Annotated in this window: 13 protein-coding genes; 5 read left to right on the top strand and 8 right to left on the bottom strand. The window is 65.7% G+C overall.

What is annotated here, in order from left to right; all coding sequences use genetic code 11:
* Positions 1-54: 54 nt before the first annotated feature.
* The 7 genes from VG566_RS05995 to VG566_RS05965 all read right to left on the bottom strand — a co-directional run bounded on the left by VG566_RS05995 (position 55) and on the right by VG566_RS05965 (position 7954).
* Positions 55-1419 carry an NAD-dependent succinate-semialdehyde dehydrogenase gene (locus tag VG566_RS05995; RefSeq protein WP_241884756.1) on the bottom strand — a complete coding sequence of 455 codons (1365 nt, stop codon included), beginning with the start codon at positions 1417-1419 and terminating at the stop codon, positions 55-57.
* 83 nt (positions 1420-1502) lie between these two features.
* Positions 1503-2345 carry an ABC transporter permease subunit gene (locus VG566_RS05990; protein WP_005415928.1) on the bottom strand — a complete coding sequence of 281 codons (843 nt, stop codon included), beginning with the start codon at positions 2343-2345 and terminating at the stop codon, positions 1503-1505.
* Complete coding sequence (locus tag VG566_RS05985; RefSeq protein ID WP_049408077.1) at positions 2342-3274, bottom strand: ABC transporter permease subunit; 933 nt, start codon at positions 3272-3274, stop codon at positions 2342-2344. Before VG566_RS05985 ends, VG566_RS05990 begins: the two co-directional genes overlap by 4 nt.
* Positions 3271-4407, bottom strand: coding sequence for an ABC transporter ATP-binding protein (locus tag VG566_RS05980; protein ID WP_014646566.1), 1137 nt, complete (start codon positions 4405-4407; stop codon positions 3271-3273). The genes VG566_RS05985 and VG566_RS05980 overlap by 4 nt, the downstream gene beginning before the upstream one ends.
* Before the next feature lie 189 nt (positions 4408-4596).
* Positions 4597-5706: a polyamine ABC transporter substrate-binding protein gene (locus tag VG566_RS05975; RefSeq protein ID WP_014646565.1), complete on the bottom strand. Its 1110-nt coding sequence runs from the start codon at positions 5704-5706 to the stop codon at positions 4597-4599.
* Between the two features lie 92 nt (positions 5707-5798).
* Positions 5799-7196: a glutamine synthetase family protein gene (locus tag VG566_RS05970; RefSeq protein WP_032960938.1), complete on the bottom strand. Its 1398-nt coding sequence runs from the start codon at positions 7194-7196 to the stop codon at positions 5799-5801.
* Positions 7193-7954, bottom strand: a complete 762-nt coding sequence (locus tag VG566_RS05965) for a gamma-glutamyl-gamma-aminobutyrate hydrolase family protein (protein ID WP_014646563.1) — start codon at positions 7952-7954, stop codon at positions 7193-7195. The genes VG566_RS05970 and VG566_RS05965 overlap by 4 nt, the downstream gene beginning before the upstream one ends.
* A gap of 161 nt (positions 7955-8115) precedes the next feature.
* On the opposite strand from VG566_RS05965, the gene VG566_RS05960 reads away from it, so the two are divergent.
* Positions 8116-9393 (top strand): NAD(P)/FAD-dependent oxidoreductase, encoded by a 1278-nt coding sequence (locus VG566_RS05960; RefSeq protein WP_414934984.1) that lies wholly within the window; start codon positions 8116-8118, stop codon positions 9391-9393.
* A 225-nt stretch (positions 9394-9618) separates the two neighbouring features.
* Positions 9619-11211 (top strand): MASE1 domain-containing protein, encoded by a 1593-nt coding sequence (locus VG566_RS05955; RefSeq protein WP_049405548.1) that lies wholly within the window; start codon positions 9619-9621, stop codon positions 11209-11211.
* Positions 11212-11369: 158 nt separating this feature from the next.
* On the opposite strand, the gene VG566_RS05950 is transcribed toward VG566_RS05955, so the two are convergent.
* Positions 11370-11858 carry a hypothetical protein gene (locus tag VG566_RS05950; RefSeq protein ID WP_049405537.1) on the bottom strand — a complete coding sequence of 163 codons (489 nt, stop codon included), beginning with the start codon at positions 11856-11858 and terminating at the stop codon, positions 11370-11372.
* Positions 11859-12015: 157 nt separating this feature from the next.
* On the opposite strand from VG566_RS05950, the gene VG566_RS05945 reads away from it, so the two are divergent.
* From VG566_RS05945 to VG566_RS05935, 3 genes are all read left to right on the top strand, one after another.
* Complete coding sequence (locus VG566_RS05945) at positions 12016-12183, top strand: hypothetical protein (RefSeq protein WP_154583325.1); 168 nt, start codon at positions 12016-12018, stop codon at positions 12181-12183.
* A gap of 134 nt (positions 12184-12317) precedes the next feature.
* Positions 12318-13880 carry an MASE1 domain-containing protein gene (locus VG566_RS05940; RefSeq protein ID WP_032961591.1) on the top strand — a complete coding sequence of 521 codons (1563 nt, stop codon included), beginning with the start codon at positions 12318-12320 and terminating at the stop codon, positions 13878-13880.
* 96 nt (positions 13881-13976) lie between these two features.
* Positions 13977-15320, top strand: coding sequence for a diguanylate cyclase (locus VG566_RS05935; RefSeq protein WP_069117316.1), 1344 nt, complete (start codon positions 13977-13979; stop codon positions 15318-15320).
* Positions 15321-15324 lie beyond the last annotated feature (4 nt).

Raw genomic sequence — 15324 nt, 5'->3', positions numbered from 1 at the left:
CGGACGCCGCAACCCGGGGCATGCCGCGACGGGGGCCGGCACTACCGTTCGGCATCAAGCCACGTAGACGGTCTTGATGTTCATGAACTCGTGGATGCCGTGGTCGGCCAGCTCCCGGCCGAAGCCGGACTGCTTGCTGCCACCGAACGGCAGCCGAGCGTCGCTCTTGACGATGGCGTTGACGAACGCGGCGCCGCATTCCATGCGCTGCGCGAAGGCTTCGCCGCGCACCGGGTCGCGCGTCCACACGCTGCCGCCCAGGCCGAAGCGGGTGTCGTTGGCCACGCGCAGCGCCTCGGCCTCATCCTTGACCCGGATCACCGCAGCCACCGGCCCGAACAGCTCCTCGTCGTAGGCAGGCATGCCTGGGCCGACCTGATCGAGCACGGTCGCCGGATAGCCCGCATGGGTGCCGGCAATGGGCTCGCCGCCGACCAGAACGCGCGCACCTTTCGCCACGCTGGCCTGCACCTGTTTGTGCAGCTCATCGCGCAGGTCCGCGCGCGCCATCGGCGCCAGCGTGGTGCCACGCTCACTGGGATCGCCATACTGGCGCTCGCCTGCGGCTTCAACGAAGCGTCGGGTGAAGTCATCGGCCACCGCATCGACCACGATGAAGCGCTTGGCCGCAATGCAGGTCTGCCCGCTGTTGTCGAAACGCGACTTCACCGCCGCCGCCACGGCCTTGTCGAGGTCGGCATCGTCGAGTACCACGAAGGCATCGCTGCCACCCAGCTCCATCACCGACTTCTTCAGCTGGCTGCCGGCATTGGAGGCGATCGAGCGCCCTGCCCGTTCGCTGCCGGTCAGCGTCACCGCCTTCACCCGTGCGTCGCGCAGCACCTCGGCAGCCTGGTCGTTGTCGATGTGCAGCACGTCGAACACGCCCTCAGGCAGGCCTCCGTCACGACACACCGCCAGGATCAGGTCGGCGCACTGCGGCACGTTGCTGGCGTGCTTGAGCAGGGCCACGTTGCCAGCCATGAACGCCGGGGCCAGGAAACGGAACACCTGCCAGACCGGGAAATTCCATGGCATCACCGCGAACACGCAGCCGATCGGCTCGTAACGCACGTAGCTGCGCTGGGCTTCGGTATCGATCAGCTGCGGCTTGAGATAGTCGGCCGCGTGGTCGGCGTAGTACTCGCAGGCGGCAGCGCACTTGTCGACCTCGGCCAGCGCCTCGGCCTTGAGCTTGCCCATCTCATGGGTCATCGCCTGCTGCAGGTCGTCGCGACGCGTGCGCAGCTGCGCGGCGATCTGGCGAAGGACGGCACCGCGATCCTGCAGCGAGCGATCGGCCCAGCCGGGGAAGGCATCGGCGGCAGCCTGCAGGCGCTGCTCGATGTCAGCAGCGCCCATCAGTTCATGGCGGTAGGTCACCTGGCCGGTGGCCGGGTCGATGATCTCGACGGTCATGGGGGATCTCCATCTGGAAGACCCCCATTGTGCGCCGCTGTCCGTGAGCCGGGTGTTGCCGGCGCTGTCGACAGGCCGTGTGCTCAGCCGTTGTCCTGCCGCGCCAGCTGCAGGTCGCGCTGGCGCCGCTTCTCGGCGCGGGCGTTGATGTACCAGCCGATCACCGCAGCGATCGACACCGCCGACACCAGCAGCGTGGCCAACGCGTTGATCTTCGGGCTGATGCCCATGCGCACCGAAGCGAACACCTTCATCGGCAGCGTGGTCGAGCCCGGCGTGGCCACGAAGCTGGCCACCACCACGTCATCCAGCGACAGGGTGAAGGCCAGCAGCCAACCCGCCACCAGCGCCGGCGCGATGATCGGCAGGGTGATGCGGGTGAACACGGTCAACCGGCTGGCGCCCAGGTCCATCGCCGCTTCTTCCAGCGACAGGTCCATTTCCTGCAGGCGCGAGGACACCACCACGGTGACGAAGCAGAGGGTGAAGGTCACGTGCGCGATCCAGATGGTGGCCAGGCCACGCGCCGGGAAGCCGGGAATCGCGCCCATCGATGCCAGCAGCGCCATCAGCGAGAAGCCCAGGATCACGTCCGGCATCACCAGCGGCGCGGTCACCAGCGCGCCGAACAGTGGCTTGCCACGGAATCGCTTGAAGCGGGTCATCACCATCGCCGCCAGCGTACCCAGCACGGTGGCGGTACAGGCGGTCCAGAACGCCACCACCAGGCTGGTCCACATCGCGTCCATCAGCGCGCGGTCGGCGAACAGGTCGCTGTAGGCGCGGGTGGAGAACCCGGCCCAGACCATCGCCAGCCGCGAGCTGTTGAACGAGTAGAACATCAACAACAGGATCGGCAGGTACAGGAAGGCGAAGCCGAGCAGCAGCACGCCCAGCCCCAGGCCCTTGGCGGTACGCGGGCTCATGCCTGCTTCCCTTCCAGCAGGCGCTGCTGGGAACGGTTGAACAGCAGGATCGGCACCAGCAGCAACAGGATCATCGCCACCGCCATCGCCGAAGCGCCCGGCCAGTTGCGATTGTTGAAGAACTCGTTCCACAACTGGCGGCCCACCATCAGCGTCTCCGAACCACCGAGCATTTCCGGGATCACGAACTCACCCACCGCCGGGATCATCACCAGCATGCAGCCAGCGATGATGCCGGCCCTGGACAAGGGCAACGTGATGCGCAGGAACGCCTGCCAAGGCTTGGCGCCGAGGTCGTAGGCCGCTTCCAGCAGGCGGTGGTCATGCTTGACCAGGTTGGCGTACAGCGGCAGCACCATGAACGGCAGGTAGCAGTAGACGATGCCGATGTAGGCGGCGGTCGGCGTATCGATCAGCTGCAGTTTCGGCAGCCCCATCGACGTCATCAGCGTCTGCAGGCCGGTGAACTGCAGGAACTGGTCAAGCAGGCCATTGCGGTCCAGGATCGCCTTCCACGCGTACACGCGGATCAGGAACGACGTCCACGACGGCAGCACCACCAGCATCATCGCCACGTTGCGCGCGGCCGGCGACAGGCGCGCGATGGCATAGGCCATCGGATAGCCGATCAGCAGGGTGAAGAAGGTGGAGATCGCCGCGATCTTGATCGAGCTCAGGAACGCCTGCGCATAGATCGAATCGCGGAACAGCGCCAGGTAGTTCTCCAGGTTCAGCTTCAGCGAGAAGCCGCCGTCGGCGTACTGCAGCAGCCAGGTATACGGCGGCGAGCCGACCCGGCTGAGCGAGAAGCTGATCATCAGCACGATCAGGAACGGCACTGCGAAGAACAGCAGCAGCCACAGGTACGGAATGCCGATCACCGTGGCACGCAGCCCCGGCAGCCAGCGCTTCAGGCCGGCGACGCTCATGAGGTCAGCACCACGCCGTCGTTGTCGCGCCAGTGCACCCATACGCTGTCACCCCAGGTCAGGCCGTCGCTGGCCCAGCGCTGCGAGTTGGCGAAGTTGGCCAGCACCTTGGCGCCGCTGGGCAGGCGCACGTGGTAGACCGAATGGCTGCCGAAATAGGCGATGTCCTCGATCACGCCCTGCGCTTTGTTGGTGTGCCCTTCCGGCTCGTCCTTGCCGATCATCACCTTCTCCGGGCGCAGCGCGAATGCGACCGGCTGCCCTTCGTAACAGGTGATGCCATGGGCGATGTAGATCGGTGCCGGGAACAGCGGCGAGCGCACGGTCACGTACTCGGGCAGGTCCTCGTCGATCACCCCGTCAAACAGGTTGACCGAACCGATGAACTCGGCGACGAAGCGGTTGGCCGGCTGCTCGTAGACCTCGTCCGGCTTGCCGACCTGCTGGATCCAGCCGGCATCCATCACCGCGATGCGGGTGGCCATGGTCATCGCTTCTTCCTGGTCGTGGGTGACCATCACGCAGGTCACGCCCGACGACTCGATGATGCTGACCAGTTCCAGCTGCATCTGCGAGCGCAGCTTCTTGTCCAGTGCGCCCATCGGCTCGTCCAGCAGCAGCAGCTTCGGCCCCTTGGCCAGCGACCGCGCCAGCGCCACGCGCTGCTGCTGGCCACCGGACAGCTGGTGCGGCTTGCGCTTGCCCAGGTGGCCCATCTGCACCAGGTCGAGCATCTCGCCGACGCGCTTGCTGATCGCGTCCTTGCCCAGGCCATCCTGCTTCAGGCCGAAGGCAATGTTCTGTTCGACCGTCATGTGCGGGAACAGGGCATAGGACTGGAACATCATGTTGACCGGCCGCTGGTACGGCGGCAGCGCGTCCAGGCGCTGGCCATCGACGGTGATGCTGCCCTTGGTGGGCGTCTCGAAGCCGCCCAGGCAGCGCAGCAGGGTCGATTTGCCGCTGCCGGAGCCTCCGAGCAGGGCAAAGATCTCGCCCTTGCGCACGTCCAGATTGACGTCGTCGACGGCCACGAAACCGTCGAATTCCTTGCGCAGGTCACGAATGGAGAGATAGCCGGGCGCACCGGTCGTGTCGACGACGGCGGCTACCGGCTGGGCTTCAACGGGCATGGGGGCTCCGGGAGCGGGCGGTGGACAGCGGCCGCCATTCTAACGGCCGGGGGCTGCAGGGGATATGACGGCAACGGGTGGCACCCACCGGGCCGGGGGGATCTGCAGATCTGGTGGGGGCCGACCGTTGGTCGGCCCTGCCGGAAAAGCATGCCGACCAACGGTCGGCACCCACCTGCGAGCCAGCCCTTAGCGCCCGGTCTTCACCTCGGTCCACAGCCGGGTGTAGAGCTTGTCGGTCTCCGGCGTGTTGATCGAGTAGGTGAACATCTTCTCGGCCACGTCGGCCGGCGGGTAGATGGTCGGGTCGGTACGGATCGCCTCGTCCACCAGCGGGGTCGCGGTCGGCACCGGGTTGGCGTAGTGGATGAAGTTGGTGTTGGCCGCGGCAACCTTCGGCTGCAGCAGGTAGTTGATGAAGGCGTACGCGGCTTCCGGATGCTTGGCGTCCTTCGGGATCGCCAGCATGTCGAACCACTGCGGTGCGCCTTCCTTCGGGATCGAATAGGCCACGTGCACGCCATTGCTGGCTTCCTCGGCGCGGTCGCGGGCCTGGATGATGTCACCCGACCAGCCGACCACCAGGCAGGTACCGCCGTTGGCCAGCGAACCCACGTACTGCGAGGAGTGGAAGTTCTGCACGTACGGGCGGATCGACTTCAGCAGGTCGGCGGCCTTCTGCAGCTCGGCCGGGTCGCCGCTGTGCGGGTCCAGGCCCAGGTAATGCAGTGCGATCGGGATCATGTCCGCTGGCGTGTCCAGGATGGTCACGCCGCAGTCCTTCATCTTGCTGATGTTCTCCGGCTTGAACACCAGGTCCCAGCTGTTGGCGATGTCGGCGCTGCCGCCGAAGCGCTGCTTCAGCATGTCCACGTTGTAGCCGATGCCGGTGGTGCCGATCATGTACGGCACGCCGTACTGGTTGCCCGGGTCCTGGGTAGCGATGCGCTTCATCACCGCCGGATCGAGGTTGGCCAGGTTCGGGATCTTGCTCTTGTCCAGCGGCAGGAACACACCGGCCTGGATCTGGCGACCGAAGAAGTTCAGGGTCGGCACCACCACGTCATAGCCGCTGTTGCCGGCCAGCAGTTTGGTCTCGACCATCTCGTCACTGTCGAACACATCGTAGGTCACCTTGATCCCGCTCTCCTTCTCGAAGGTCGGAATGGTGTCCTCGGCGATGTAATCGCTGTAGTTGTAGACGTTCAGGACCTGGCTGTCCTGCGCGCCGCCATTGCCACCGCCACAGGCGGCGAGCATGGCGGAGGCCAGGCCGAGCGTGAGGATACGCAGCTTCATCGGGTGCTCCAGAATGCGGGAAGGGGGGGCCGGCGGGGCCGGCGACGGGTGCCAGCCTACCCCCCGGCGGCGGATTTTTCTATTCCGGATGCTCAGACGTTCAGCAGCAGGAACTCGCGCTCCCACGAGCTGATGACGCGGAAAAAGGTCTCGTATTCCTTGCGCTTGACCGAGATGTAGGCCCGGCAGAAGCGCTCGCCCAGCAGGGCCTGCAGCTCGCTGCACCGCTCCAGCCCGTCCAGCGCCTCGCCCAGCGAGCGCGGCAGGTTGTAGCCCAGTTCCTTGGCGCTGCCGGTCACCGGCGCATCCGGTGCCAGCCGCTCGCGGATGCCCAACAGGCCGCAGGCCAGGGTCGCGGCCATCGCCAGGTAGGGATTGGCATCGGACCCGGCGAAACGGCTCTCCACGCGCATGTTCTCCGGCGTATCCAGCGGCACGCGCAGGCCGCAGGTGCGGTTGTCGAAGCCCCAGTGGACGTTGCTCGGCGAGACTTCGCCGAACACCAGCCGGCGGTAGGAGTTCACGTTCGGCGCGAAGAACGCCATCGCCTGCGGTGCGTACTTCTGCAGGCCGCCCAGGTAGTGGCCGAACACCGGGCTGAACTCGCCCTCGGCATCGGTCTCGCCGGCGAACACGTTGCTGCCATCGCTCACCCGCACCAGGCTCTGGTGGATGTGCATGGCACTGCCCGGCTCGTTTTCCATCGGCTTGGCCAGGAACGTGGCATACACCCCGTGGCGCATCGCCGCTTCGCGCATGGTGCGCTTGAACAGGAACACCTGGTCGGCCAGGTCCATCGCATCGGCATGGGTGAAGTTGACCTCCAGCTGCGCCGCGCCGGACTCGTGGATCAGCGTGTCCACGTCCAGCTTCATCGCATCGGCGTAGTCGTACATCAGGTCGAGGATCGGGTCGAACTCGTTGACCGCATCGATCGAGTACGACTGCCGCGCGGTCTCCGGGCGCCCGGAGCGGCCGGCCGGTGGCAGCAGCGGGAAGTCCGGGTCGGTGTTCTTCTGCACCAGGAAGAACTCCAGTTCCGGCGCCACCACCGGGCGCAGGCCCAGCTCGGCGTAGGCTGCCAGCACGCGGCGCAGCACGTTGCGCGGCGCCAGTTCGTGCGGCTCACCGCTCTTGGTGTAGCAATCGTGGATGACCTGCGCGGTGGCGTCGGCCGCCCACGGCACCATGCGCACCGTGTCCGGATCGGGGCGCAGCATCATGTCCGAGTCGGACGGCGAGGTCAGCTCGTAATAATCGTCAGGGAACTCGCCGGTGACGGTGGTGGCGAAGATGCCCTCAGGCAGGCGCGTGCCGTAGTCGTGCGAGAACTTGTCGGCGGGAATGATCTTGCCGCGCGCGTTGCCGGTGATGTCCGGCACCAGGCATTCCACCTCGGTGATGCGCCGCTCCTTCAGCCAGCGCAGCAGCGTGCTTTCCTGCGGTGCGGGGGGCGTGGCCGTCTTGCGCGGGCGCGTTCGGGAACTCATCGGGAATCCAGTCGGTTCTGTTGGTGCTGCCGGCAAGCCTGGCCGAACGCACGGAAAATAGCGTGATAGAACGGCGCCTGCATGACACGCCACTCCGGGTGCCACTGTACGCCGAGCACGAAACGATGGTGCAGGCTGCGTGCCGCTTCGACCAGCCCATCGTCGGCCACGGCCTCGACCTGCAGCCCCTGCGCCAGGCGGGCGACACCCTGCCCGTGTACCGAATTGACCTGCGCGCGGCCACTGCCGTGCCACTGCGCCAGCCAGCCATCGGCAGCCAGCGTGACCGCGTGCGCCGGCCCATACTGCACCTCCACCGGCGCCTGCGGTTCTTCGCGATGGTCGGCCAGGCCAGGCACCGCGTGCACCTGCGGATGCAGGCTGCCGCCCAGCGCGACGTTCAACTCCTGGAAGCCGCGGCAGATCGCCAGCACCGGCAGGTCCAGCGCCAGTGCCTCGTGCAGCAACGCAAAGGCATTGGCATCGCGGGCCGGGTCATGTGGATTGCCTGGCCAGCTGCGGCCACCTTCGTAGTGCTGCGGTTCGATATTGCTGACCGCGCCGGTCAGCAGCAGGCCATCCAGCCCCTGCAGCCAGTCGCCGGCCGGCAGCGGTGGCTGCAGGCTCGGCAACACTACCGGAGTCACCTCGGCCGCCTCGGCCAGCGCGCGCACGTACTTCTCGCCGGCCACCGCGAAACGGTGATGGCCGAGCACGGTGCTGTCGGTGGGCAGGCCCACCCAGGGCAGGCGGCGCATGGGAACACTCCTTGGCGTGCCGACACGTTACCTGGCGTCCGGCGAAGGCGGCAAGTCGTCGCCGTCACGCCATGGCTGTCACGCATCGGCGAAACTAGAGGGGTGAATGCTGATCGTCCTCCTCCGCTTCGCCTTCCCGCACTGCGCCCGCGAGGCCTGCGGTGAGTGCCGCGTTCCCGCCCAGCTGGTACGCCGCCAGCCTGCCCGAACCGCCCGCACTGCCCCCGCTGCAGGGGAATGTGCAGGCCGACGTTGCGGTGCTCGGTGCCGGCTATACCGGCCTGACCGCAGCCCTGGAACTGGCCGCGCGTGGCCAGCGCGTCGTGTTGCTGGAAGCGCAGCGGATCGGCTGGGGCGCGTCCGGCCGCAATGGTGGCCAGGCGCTGGTCGGCTACGGCTGCGAGGTGGACGAACTGGAGCGTCAGCTCGGCCGTGAAGATGCGCGCCACCTGTTCGACTGGTCGCGCGACGCGGTGCAGGCGATGCGCACCCGTATCGATCGCCACGGTATCGACTGCCACTGGGTGGAGGGCCACGCCAGCGTCGCCATCCGCGAGCGCCATGAGCGCGACCTGCGGGCCAACTGCGAGCACCTGCAACGCCATTACGACTACCCCATGCAGTGGTGGGAGCGGGATGCCCTGCGCGCGCAGCTGGACAGCCCGCGCTACCGCGCCGCGATGTTCGATCCGCTCAGCGCGCACCTGCATCCGCTGGCCTATGCGCGTGGCCTGGCCGACGCCGCGCGCGCAGCCGGCGTGGTGATCCACGAGCATTCGGCGGTAACCCGCGTGCAGCGTGGGCCGCAGCCTGCCCTGCACACCGCGCAGGGCAGCGTGCGCGCCGCACATCTGGTGGTGGCCGGCAACGCCTGGCTGCAGGGCCTGCTACCGGAGCTGGAACGGCGGATCATGCCGGTCGGCACCTATATCGGTGCCAGTGAGCCAATCGGGGCCGAGCGTGCCCGGGCGCTGATCGGCAACAACATGGCGGTGGCCGATACCGCCTGGGCACTGGACTACTTCCGCCTCAGCCACGACCACCGGCTGCTGTTCGGTGGCCGTGCCAGCTATTCGGCGCTGCCACCGCCCGGTCTGCGCAGGGTGATGCAGCGGCGCATGCACCAGGTGTTCCCACAGCTGGCCGACGTGGCCCTGGACCAGGTCTGGGGCGGCTACGTGGACATCACCCGCAACCGCGCCCCGCACTGGGGCCGGCTGGACGGCAATCTGTACTTCGCGCAGGGCTTCTCCGGCCATGGGGTGGCCGCCGCCGGGCTGGCCGGCGAGGTGATCGCCGCCGCCATTGCCGGCCAGAGCGAGCGCCTGGACGTGTTCCAGCGCCTTCGGCATGCGCCCTTCCCCGGCGGCCGGCTGCTGCGCACGCCGCTGCTGGTGGCGGCGATGTCCTGGTACAAGCTGCGGGATGCATTGTGGTGAAGATTCTGCATCTCCACCTGTATTGAACGTTCTGACAAACGTACCGCAGCGCTGATCGTGCTGCACACGTCACAGATTTTCACGCGACATCTGTGATGGATGGCTGGACAATTTCCTAAATGCGCAGCTATGCAATTGCATAATCGTTCGCAGACCGATACCGTCCTGAGAAACCGGGCCCCGCGGCGAATGGATGCTGACAGGGGACACGTAGGAGAGGGGGACGTGCGATTGGACTGGTGGAAAGAAGGATTGTTGCTGAAGGTGCGCATTCGTCCGGCTGGCCTGATGATTGCCTTGCTTTATGCAGTTGCCTATTGGGCAACCCGACAGCTGTCGCTGGATCAGTTCTATTTGCCAGCCGGCATCCGGGTGGCAGCCGTGCTGTTGTGCCCGCCGCGCCTGTGGCCCTACCTGCTGCTGGGCGAATATGCGTACTTTGCACAGTCCCGCGTGCCGATGATCGAGAAGTACGGCCTGACATGGGTCATTGTTGCCTCCGCATTCCTCATGCCAGCGGTGATGCTGATTGTGAAGCTGCAACGGCGACTGATGGCGGAGTCGCAGACGATCGGCCTCTTGTTGATTGCCGCCGCTTCCAGCGTCGTTATTACTCTGCTCAACCTCAGCTTTTCCCATCTGCTCTGGCCAACACCTCCTTCCACACCCTTCCTGACCAATGCCGCGCGCTTCAGCGTGGGTGATTTCATCGGCATTCTGACGGTGGCCCCCATCGCCATGCTGTGGGCGCGACAGGACGTGGGGCAGGAGTGGAACGCTCGACGAAAGACCCCGATGCTGGCAGCACTTTCATCGATGCTGCTGATCGGGATAGCAGCGACTCAACTGCCCGCAGACTGGATTGCATTGAAGGCAACGTTCCTGCTGCTGTTGGCACTCCCCGCGGCCGCGCTTACCTGCCTGTATGGCTGGAAGGGGGCTGCCCTTGCAGTGCCGGTGCTCAACATGGTCATCGGCCTGACCACGCCCAACACCCATCCCACCGCATTCGATCCAGCGGCCTTCATCACCCAGCAGATCATGGCGATCAGCGGCATCGTATTGCTGCTGCTCGGATCACGCATCACCCACTTCTACCACCGTTACAGGCTGCGCGAGATGGGGGAAAGGGACGCCATCCATCTGGCGAGGAGCTCGCAATTGGCCAGCGAGATGGAGCTGCGTGAACGTGCCCTGCACCTTCGCAAGCTCGGCGACGGCATTGATACGTCGCTGGTTGAGCTGGCCGAATGGCTCAAGGCCCAGGGACATCACGCAGTGGCCAACAGCCTTCTGCATACCTCGAATGTACATTCGCGGCTCTTTCGCGAACAGACAAGCATGGTCTATCCCTCGGGCCTGGAGCATCTTGGGCTTTACGTGGCCCTGCAAGCGGGTGGCATCCGTGAGTCGTGGAAGCTGACGGAGCGCGTTCTCCGCCCGGATCTGAAAGGCGACCCCTGCAACCTGAGCGTGGAACTGCAATTGGCCGCTTACCGGACACTGATTGACGCGGTCTCCATTCTTCTCAAGCATGAAGGTGGTCAGATTCGCATTCGTGCAAGGTGCGGCAGAATGGGCTCCAGGCGCGGAATCCTCATGGTCGTGTCACTGCTGGAACAGCGCAGACGCCTTTCCAAGCAGACAACGATGGCAGCGTTCGAGCGACTGACCGGGCGAACCCTCCCCTATGACGGGACCGTTGACTGCTATCGCAACCGGGTCAGGATTCTGTTCCTCGACCGCGAAACCAGACTGGAGGCAGTAGCCAGTACTCCATCGCGGTACGGCTGCCCCGCACCCTCTGCGCTGCAGTAGTGCATTTCACAGTCAAGCGACCGGATCGAACCAACACAGCAGAATCGCATAACGTCCCGCTCGTCCCCCTGGCCCAGGGCGTCATGGGCACCCGGCGAACACCGGGTGCCCATGCAGTCTGATACTGAAGCTGGCCGATATCCCGGCAACTGTCAGTATCAGGGTGCCTCTACTGCCCACAACACATCAGCTCCGCTTGCATATCTGACCAGCGTGAATGCGGGGGCCCGATAGACAACCGTTCTGGTGGCCTTGGCGGGAACAGGCAGGCGCTGCTCCGGCAACGACACCTTCGCAGACGGGTCACCTGCCGGCAGCACCCAGAACGTGCCGGCAGCATTGCCGATCACGATGTGCACGTGCCCTGCGAGATCGTTTACCTGGAAATAATCCATGCCATCGCGCTCGAACCCATAGACCAACCAGCCGGGATCCACGCTGAGGTCTTGTGCCTGCGGAATCGACTGGCCGAGTCCTTGGCCGGCCAACTTGATTCCATGGTCGTCACTCGGGGCAAAAGCAAAAACGGATACCGGCACCAACATCAATGCACCAGCAAATGCATGAATTCGGAAACTTCTCACACTGACCTCCAGGTTGGATGCAATACGGATCAAGAAGGATGCTACCGCCAATCGCATCAGCATATACCGGGCGGACTCCGCAATGCCTGTCGGAGATAATCCACTGGATCGATGCAAACCCATGCCACGCCGAAGCTGCCTCCGAAATCGCCAATACCCGCGGCGAAACCCGCGCACGGTGCGGGTCAGCGGCATCTGCGACAAGGCCCTGGACAGGCGCGTGCAACAGCAGGATGTCGTCGATTGTGTGACGGCGAACACAGCGGACAGCATCAACCGCCGAATGTGGCGGGTGCAACGGCTGAAACGCGATCGACACATGGGCGCACTGATTGTGGATGATTCACCGTTCTCTGGTGGCTATGCCGCCGCACTGCCGGGCATGTAGGGCCTCGAAGCATGGGAAGCCGCCGATTGCAGCGCAAAGGGAGGCCAGACACATCGATTGCCCCCATCTCCAACTGTCGATAGTGTCTGCGGAAGTGGTCAGTCATCATTGGCCAGGAGATGAGAGGCGCGGGCTTGGACCGATTCAAAGAAGCAATTGAACTGAGCTTCCGGATCCGACCCGTCGGAATCGCACTCGCGGCCGTCTACGCCCTGGGCTGCCTTGCCTCGCGTCAGTTCTCGCTGGATCAGTTCTTCCTGCCCGCGGGCATCCGGGCAGCGGCACTACTGATCGTCCCGACCCGCCTGTGGCCCTACCTGCTGCTTGGCGAGTACGCGTACTTCGCAACCTTGCGCATTCCCATGATCGACAGCTACGGCCTGGCCTGGGTCATCCTGGCCTCGACGCTGCTGATGCCGGTGGCGATGCTGGTGGTCTACCTGCATCGCATGAGAATGCCATCGGAGTCCGCCACCGGCCTCTGGTTGCTGTCGTTGACCTTCTGCATGGCGTTGTTCGTCCCGGCTCTCAATATGGGCATTTCATTTGCTCTGTGGTCGAACCCACCGCCGAGCAACCTGCTTAGCGCAGTTGATCGCACGATCTTTGGCCACTTCGCCGCCATCATCACCCTCGTGCCGTTGGCATTCCTCTGGTCGCGACGACACGCGGCCCCCAATTGGACGCGCCGCTTTGCTGCGCCTACGGTCACGGCCATCCTGGTGATGCTGGTCCTGGGCCTGTGCATGCAGCTTACGGCCATCAGCGCCCACACCACACGCACCCACCTGGTACTGCTGTCCTCCCTCCCAGCGATCGCCCTGACCTTCATGCATGGGTGGCGTGGCGCTGCCATCGCGATTCCGCTGTTGAACCTTCCACTCCATTTCGCCACACCCAGCACCGGCCTACCGTCCTCGTTCGACCTGGGCACCTTCGCCACCCAGCAGAACATGGCCGTGATGAGTGTCGCACTGCTCGCCCTGGGGTCCAGCATCAGCTATCACCATGAGCGTGCACGGTGCCGTGGACTGGCAGAGGAAACCACGTTGCGCCTGGCACGTAGTTCGCACCAGACCCGTGAGCGTGAGCTTCGCGAGCGCGCCTCCCATCTCAAGCAACTCGGCGAAGGCATGGACAGCTCGCTCGGCGAGATGGTCAGCTGGCTGAAGGCGCAGGGGCATCATGCGGTGGCCAACAGCCTGCAGCACGCCTCATCCGTGCACTCGCGGCTGTTCCGTGAACAGGCCAGTCTGGTCTACCCCACGGGGCTGGAGCAGGTTGGGCTGTATATCGCGCTGCGGGTTAGCGGCGCATGCGAAAGCTGGGACAACTCCCATCGCGTGATTCCGCCCCGGCTGGAGGGCAACCCCTGCCTGCTGACTGTCGACCTGCAGCTCGCCATCTATCGCTCGCTGATCGAGGCGGTGTCGCTGCTGCTGGAACTGGAGTCGGGACAGGTCAGCGTGCGCGCCCGGAGCGGCCAGGCGGGCGACCGGCGCGGCATCGTGGTGGTCGTTGGCCTGCTTGACCGCGGTCGCACGCTGTCGAACCGGACCGTTCAGCAGGCCATCGAGCGTCTGGCCGGCCGGATAATGGCCTACGGCGGCACGGTGCATTGCCGTGGCAACCGGCTCCGGCTCGTCCTGCACGAATCGCTTGCGGGTACAGCGGCGGCATTCGCATCGCCTGCCTGATCGGTGAACGACGCGCAGGGCACGCTGCTCCGGCTAAAGTTGCACCCGAAACCGCCGCTATCCGTGCCGAGTCCCTCCCTCGTGAGCCACCGCATCATGCCCGTCCTGCCGCAGGCCGCCGTCGATGGCGACCTGGCCGATCCGCTGCCGCAACGGATCCTGCTGGTCGAAAACTCCCGTGCGTTCACCGGCATGCTGCGCGAGGCCATCGAGCAGCGCCTGGAACTGCCGGTGGTGATCGCTTCCACCCTGGCCGAGGCCGATCGCCTGCTGAGCGAGGATGGGGGCTGGTTCCTGGTACTGACCGGGCTGGTGCTGGCCGACGGCGACCGCGACGCGGTGGTCGAGTTCTTCCTCAGGCGCGGCCTGCCCACCGTGGTGGTCAGCAGCGTCTACGACGAGGATCTGCGCAAGCGCGTACTGCAGCAGCAGATCATCGACTACGTGCTGAAGAACACGCCGGGCAGCATCGACTACCTGGTGTGGCTGGTGCAGCGCCTGGAGCGCAACCGGCGCATTGCGGCACTGGTGGTGGACGACTCGCCGTCCGCGCGCGGCTATGCCGCCGCCCTGCTGCGCATGTATGGCCACGAGGTGCACGAGGCCGCTGACGGCAACGAGGGCCTGGCCGCGATCGACGCGCATCCTGCGATCCGCCTGGCCGTGGTCGACCAGGAAATGCCGGGCATGCAGGGCGTGGAGTTCACCCGCCGCCTGCGCACCCTGCGCTCGCGCGACAAGGTGGCGGTGATCGGCATTTCCGGCAATGCCGATGCCTCGCTGATCCCGCGCTTCCTGAAGAACGGCGCCAACGACTTCCTGCGCAAGCCGTTCTCGCGCGAGGAGTTCTTCTGCCGGGTCTCGCAGAACGTGGATCAGCTGGAGCTGATCGGCACGCTGCAGGACCTGGCCACCCGCGACTTCCTCACCGGCCTGCCCAACCGTCGCTGCTTCCTGGAACAGAGCCAGCGCCAGCTGCCGCAACTGCAGCTGCATGGCCAGTGCGTGGCGGTGGCAATGATCGACATCGACCACTTCAAGCACATCAACGACACCTACGGTCACGAAGCCGGCGATGACGCGCTGCGCGCGGTGGCCGGTGCGGTGGCCGCGCATGCCCGCAGCCACGACCTGACCGCCCGCTTCGGCGGCGAGGAGTTCTGCCTGCTGGTGCCGGACATGGAGCAGGACGAGGCCCTGCTGTACTTCGAGGAACTGCGCCAGCGCATCGCCGCGCTGGAAGTGGACATCGGCACCGCCAGCCTGCGCATGACGGTGAGCATCGGCCTGTGCTGCCTGCGCCCGCAGCGCGATGCACTGCATCGGCTGATCTCCGAAGCCGACCGCCAGCTGTACCTGGCCAAGGCCGGCGGCCGCAACCGGGTCAGCTGCACCACGGTGGCCAGCCCGCTGCGCCCGCGCGAGCCCGCGCTGACCTGACCGG

The organism is Stenotrophomonas sp. CASM114 (assembly GCF_049384325.1).
Taxonomy (GTDB): domain Bacteria; phylum Pseudomonadota; class Gammaproteobacteria; order Xanthomonadales; family Xanthomonadaceae; genus Stenotrophomonas; species Stenotrophomonas muris.
This window is presented reverse-complemented; position numbering and strand designations above follow the sequence as displayed.

Coding starts and splice junctions, on each gene's coding strand:
- VG566_RS05995 (WP_241884756.1), bottom strand. CDS start 1,419: ATGACCGTCGAGATCATCGACCCGGCCACCGGCCAGGTGACCTACCGC.
- VG566_RS05990 (WP_005415928.1), bottom strand. CDS start 2,345: ATGAGCCCGCGTACCGCCAAGGGCCTGGGGCTGGGCGTGCTGCTGCTC.
- VG566_RS05985 (WP_049408077.1), bottom strand. CDS start 3,274: ATGAGCGTCGCCGGCCTGAAGCGCTGGCTGCCGGGGCTGCGTGCCACG.
- VG566_RS05980 (WP_014646566.1), bottom strand. CDS start 4,407: ATGCCCGTTGAAGCCCAGCCGGTAGCCGCCGTCGTCGACACGACCGGT.
- VG566_RS05975 (WP_014646565.1), bottom strand. CDS start 5,706: ATGAAGCTGCGTATCCTCACGCTCGGCCTGGCCTCCGCCATGCTCGCC.
- VG566_RS05970 (WP_032960938.1), bottom strand. CDS start 7,196: ATGAGTTCCCGAACGCGCCCGCGCAAGACGGCCACGCCCCCCGCACCG.
- VG566_RS05965 (WP_014646563.1), bottom strand. CDS start 7,954: ATGCGCCGCCTGCCCTGGGTGGGCCTGCCCACCGACAGCACCGTGCTC.
- VG566_RS05950 (WP_049405537.1), bottom strand. CDS start 11,858: ATGCTGATGCGATTGGCGGTAGCATCCTTCTTGATCCGTATTGCATCC.
- VG566_RS05935 (WP_069117316.1), top strand. CDS start 13,977: ATGCCCGTCCTGCCGCAGGCCGCCGTCGATGGCGACCTGGCCGATCCG.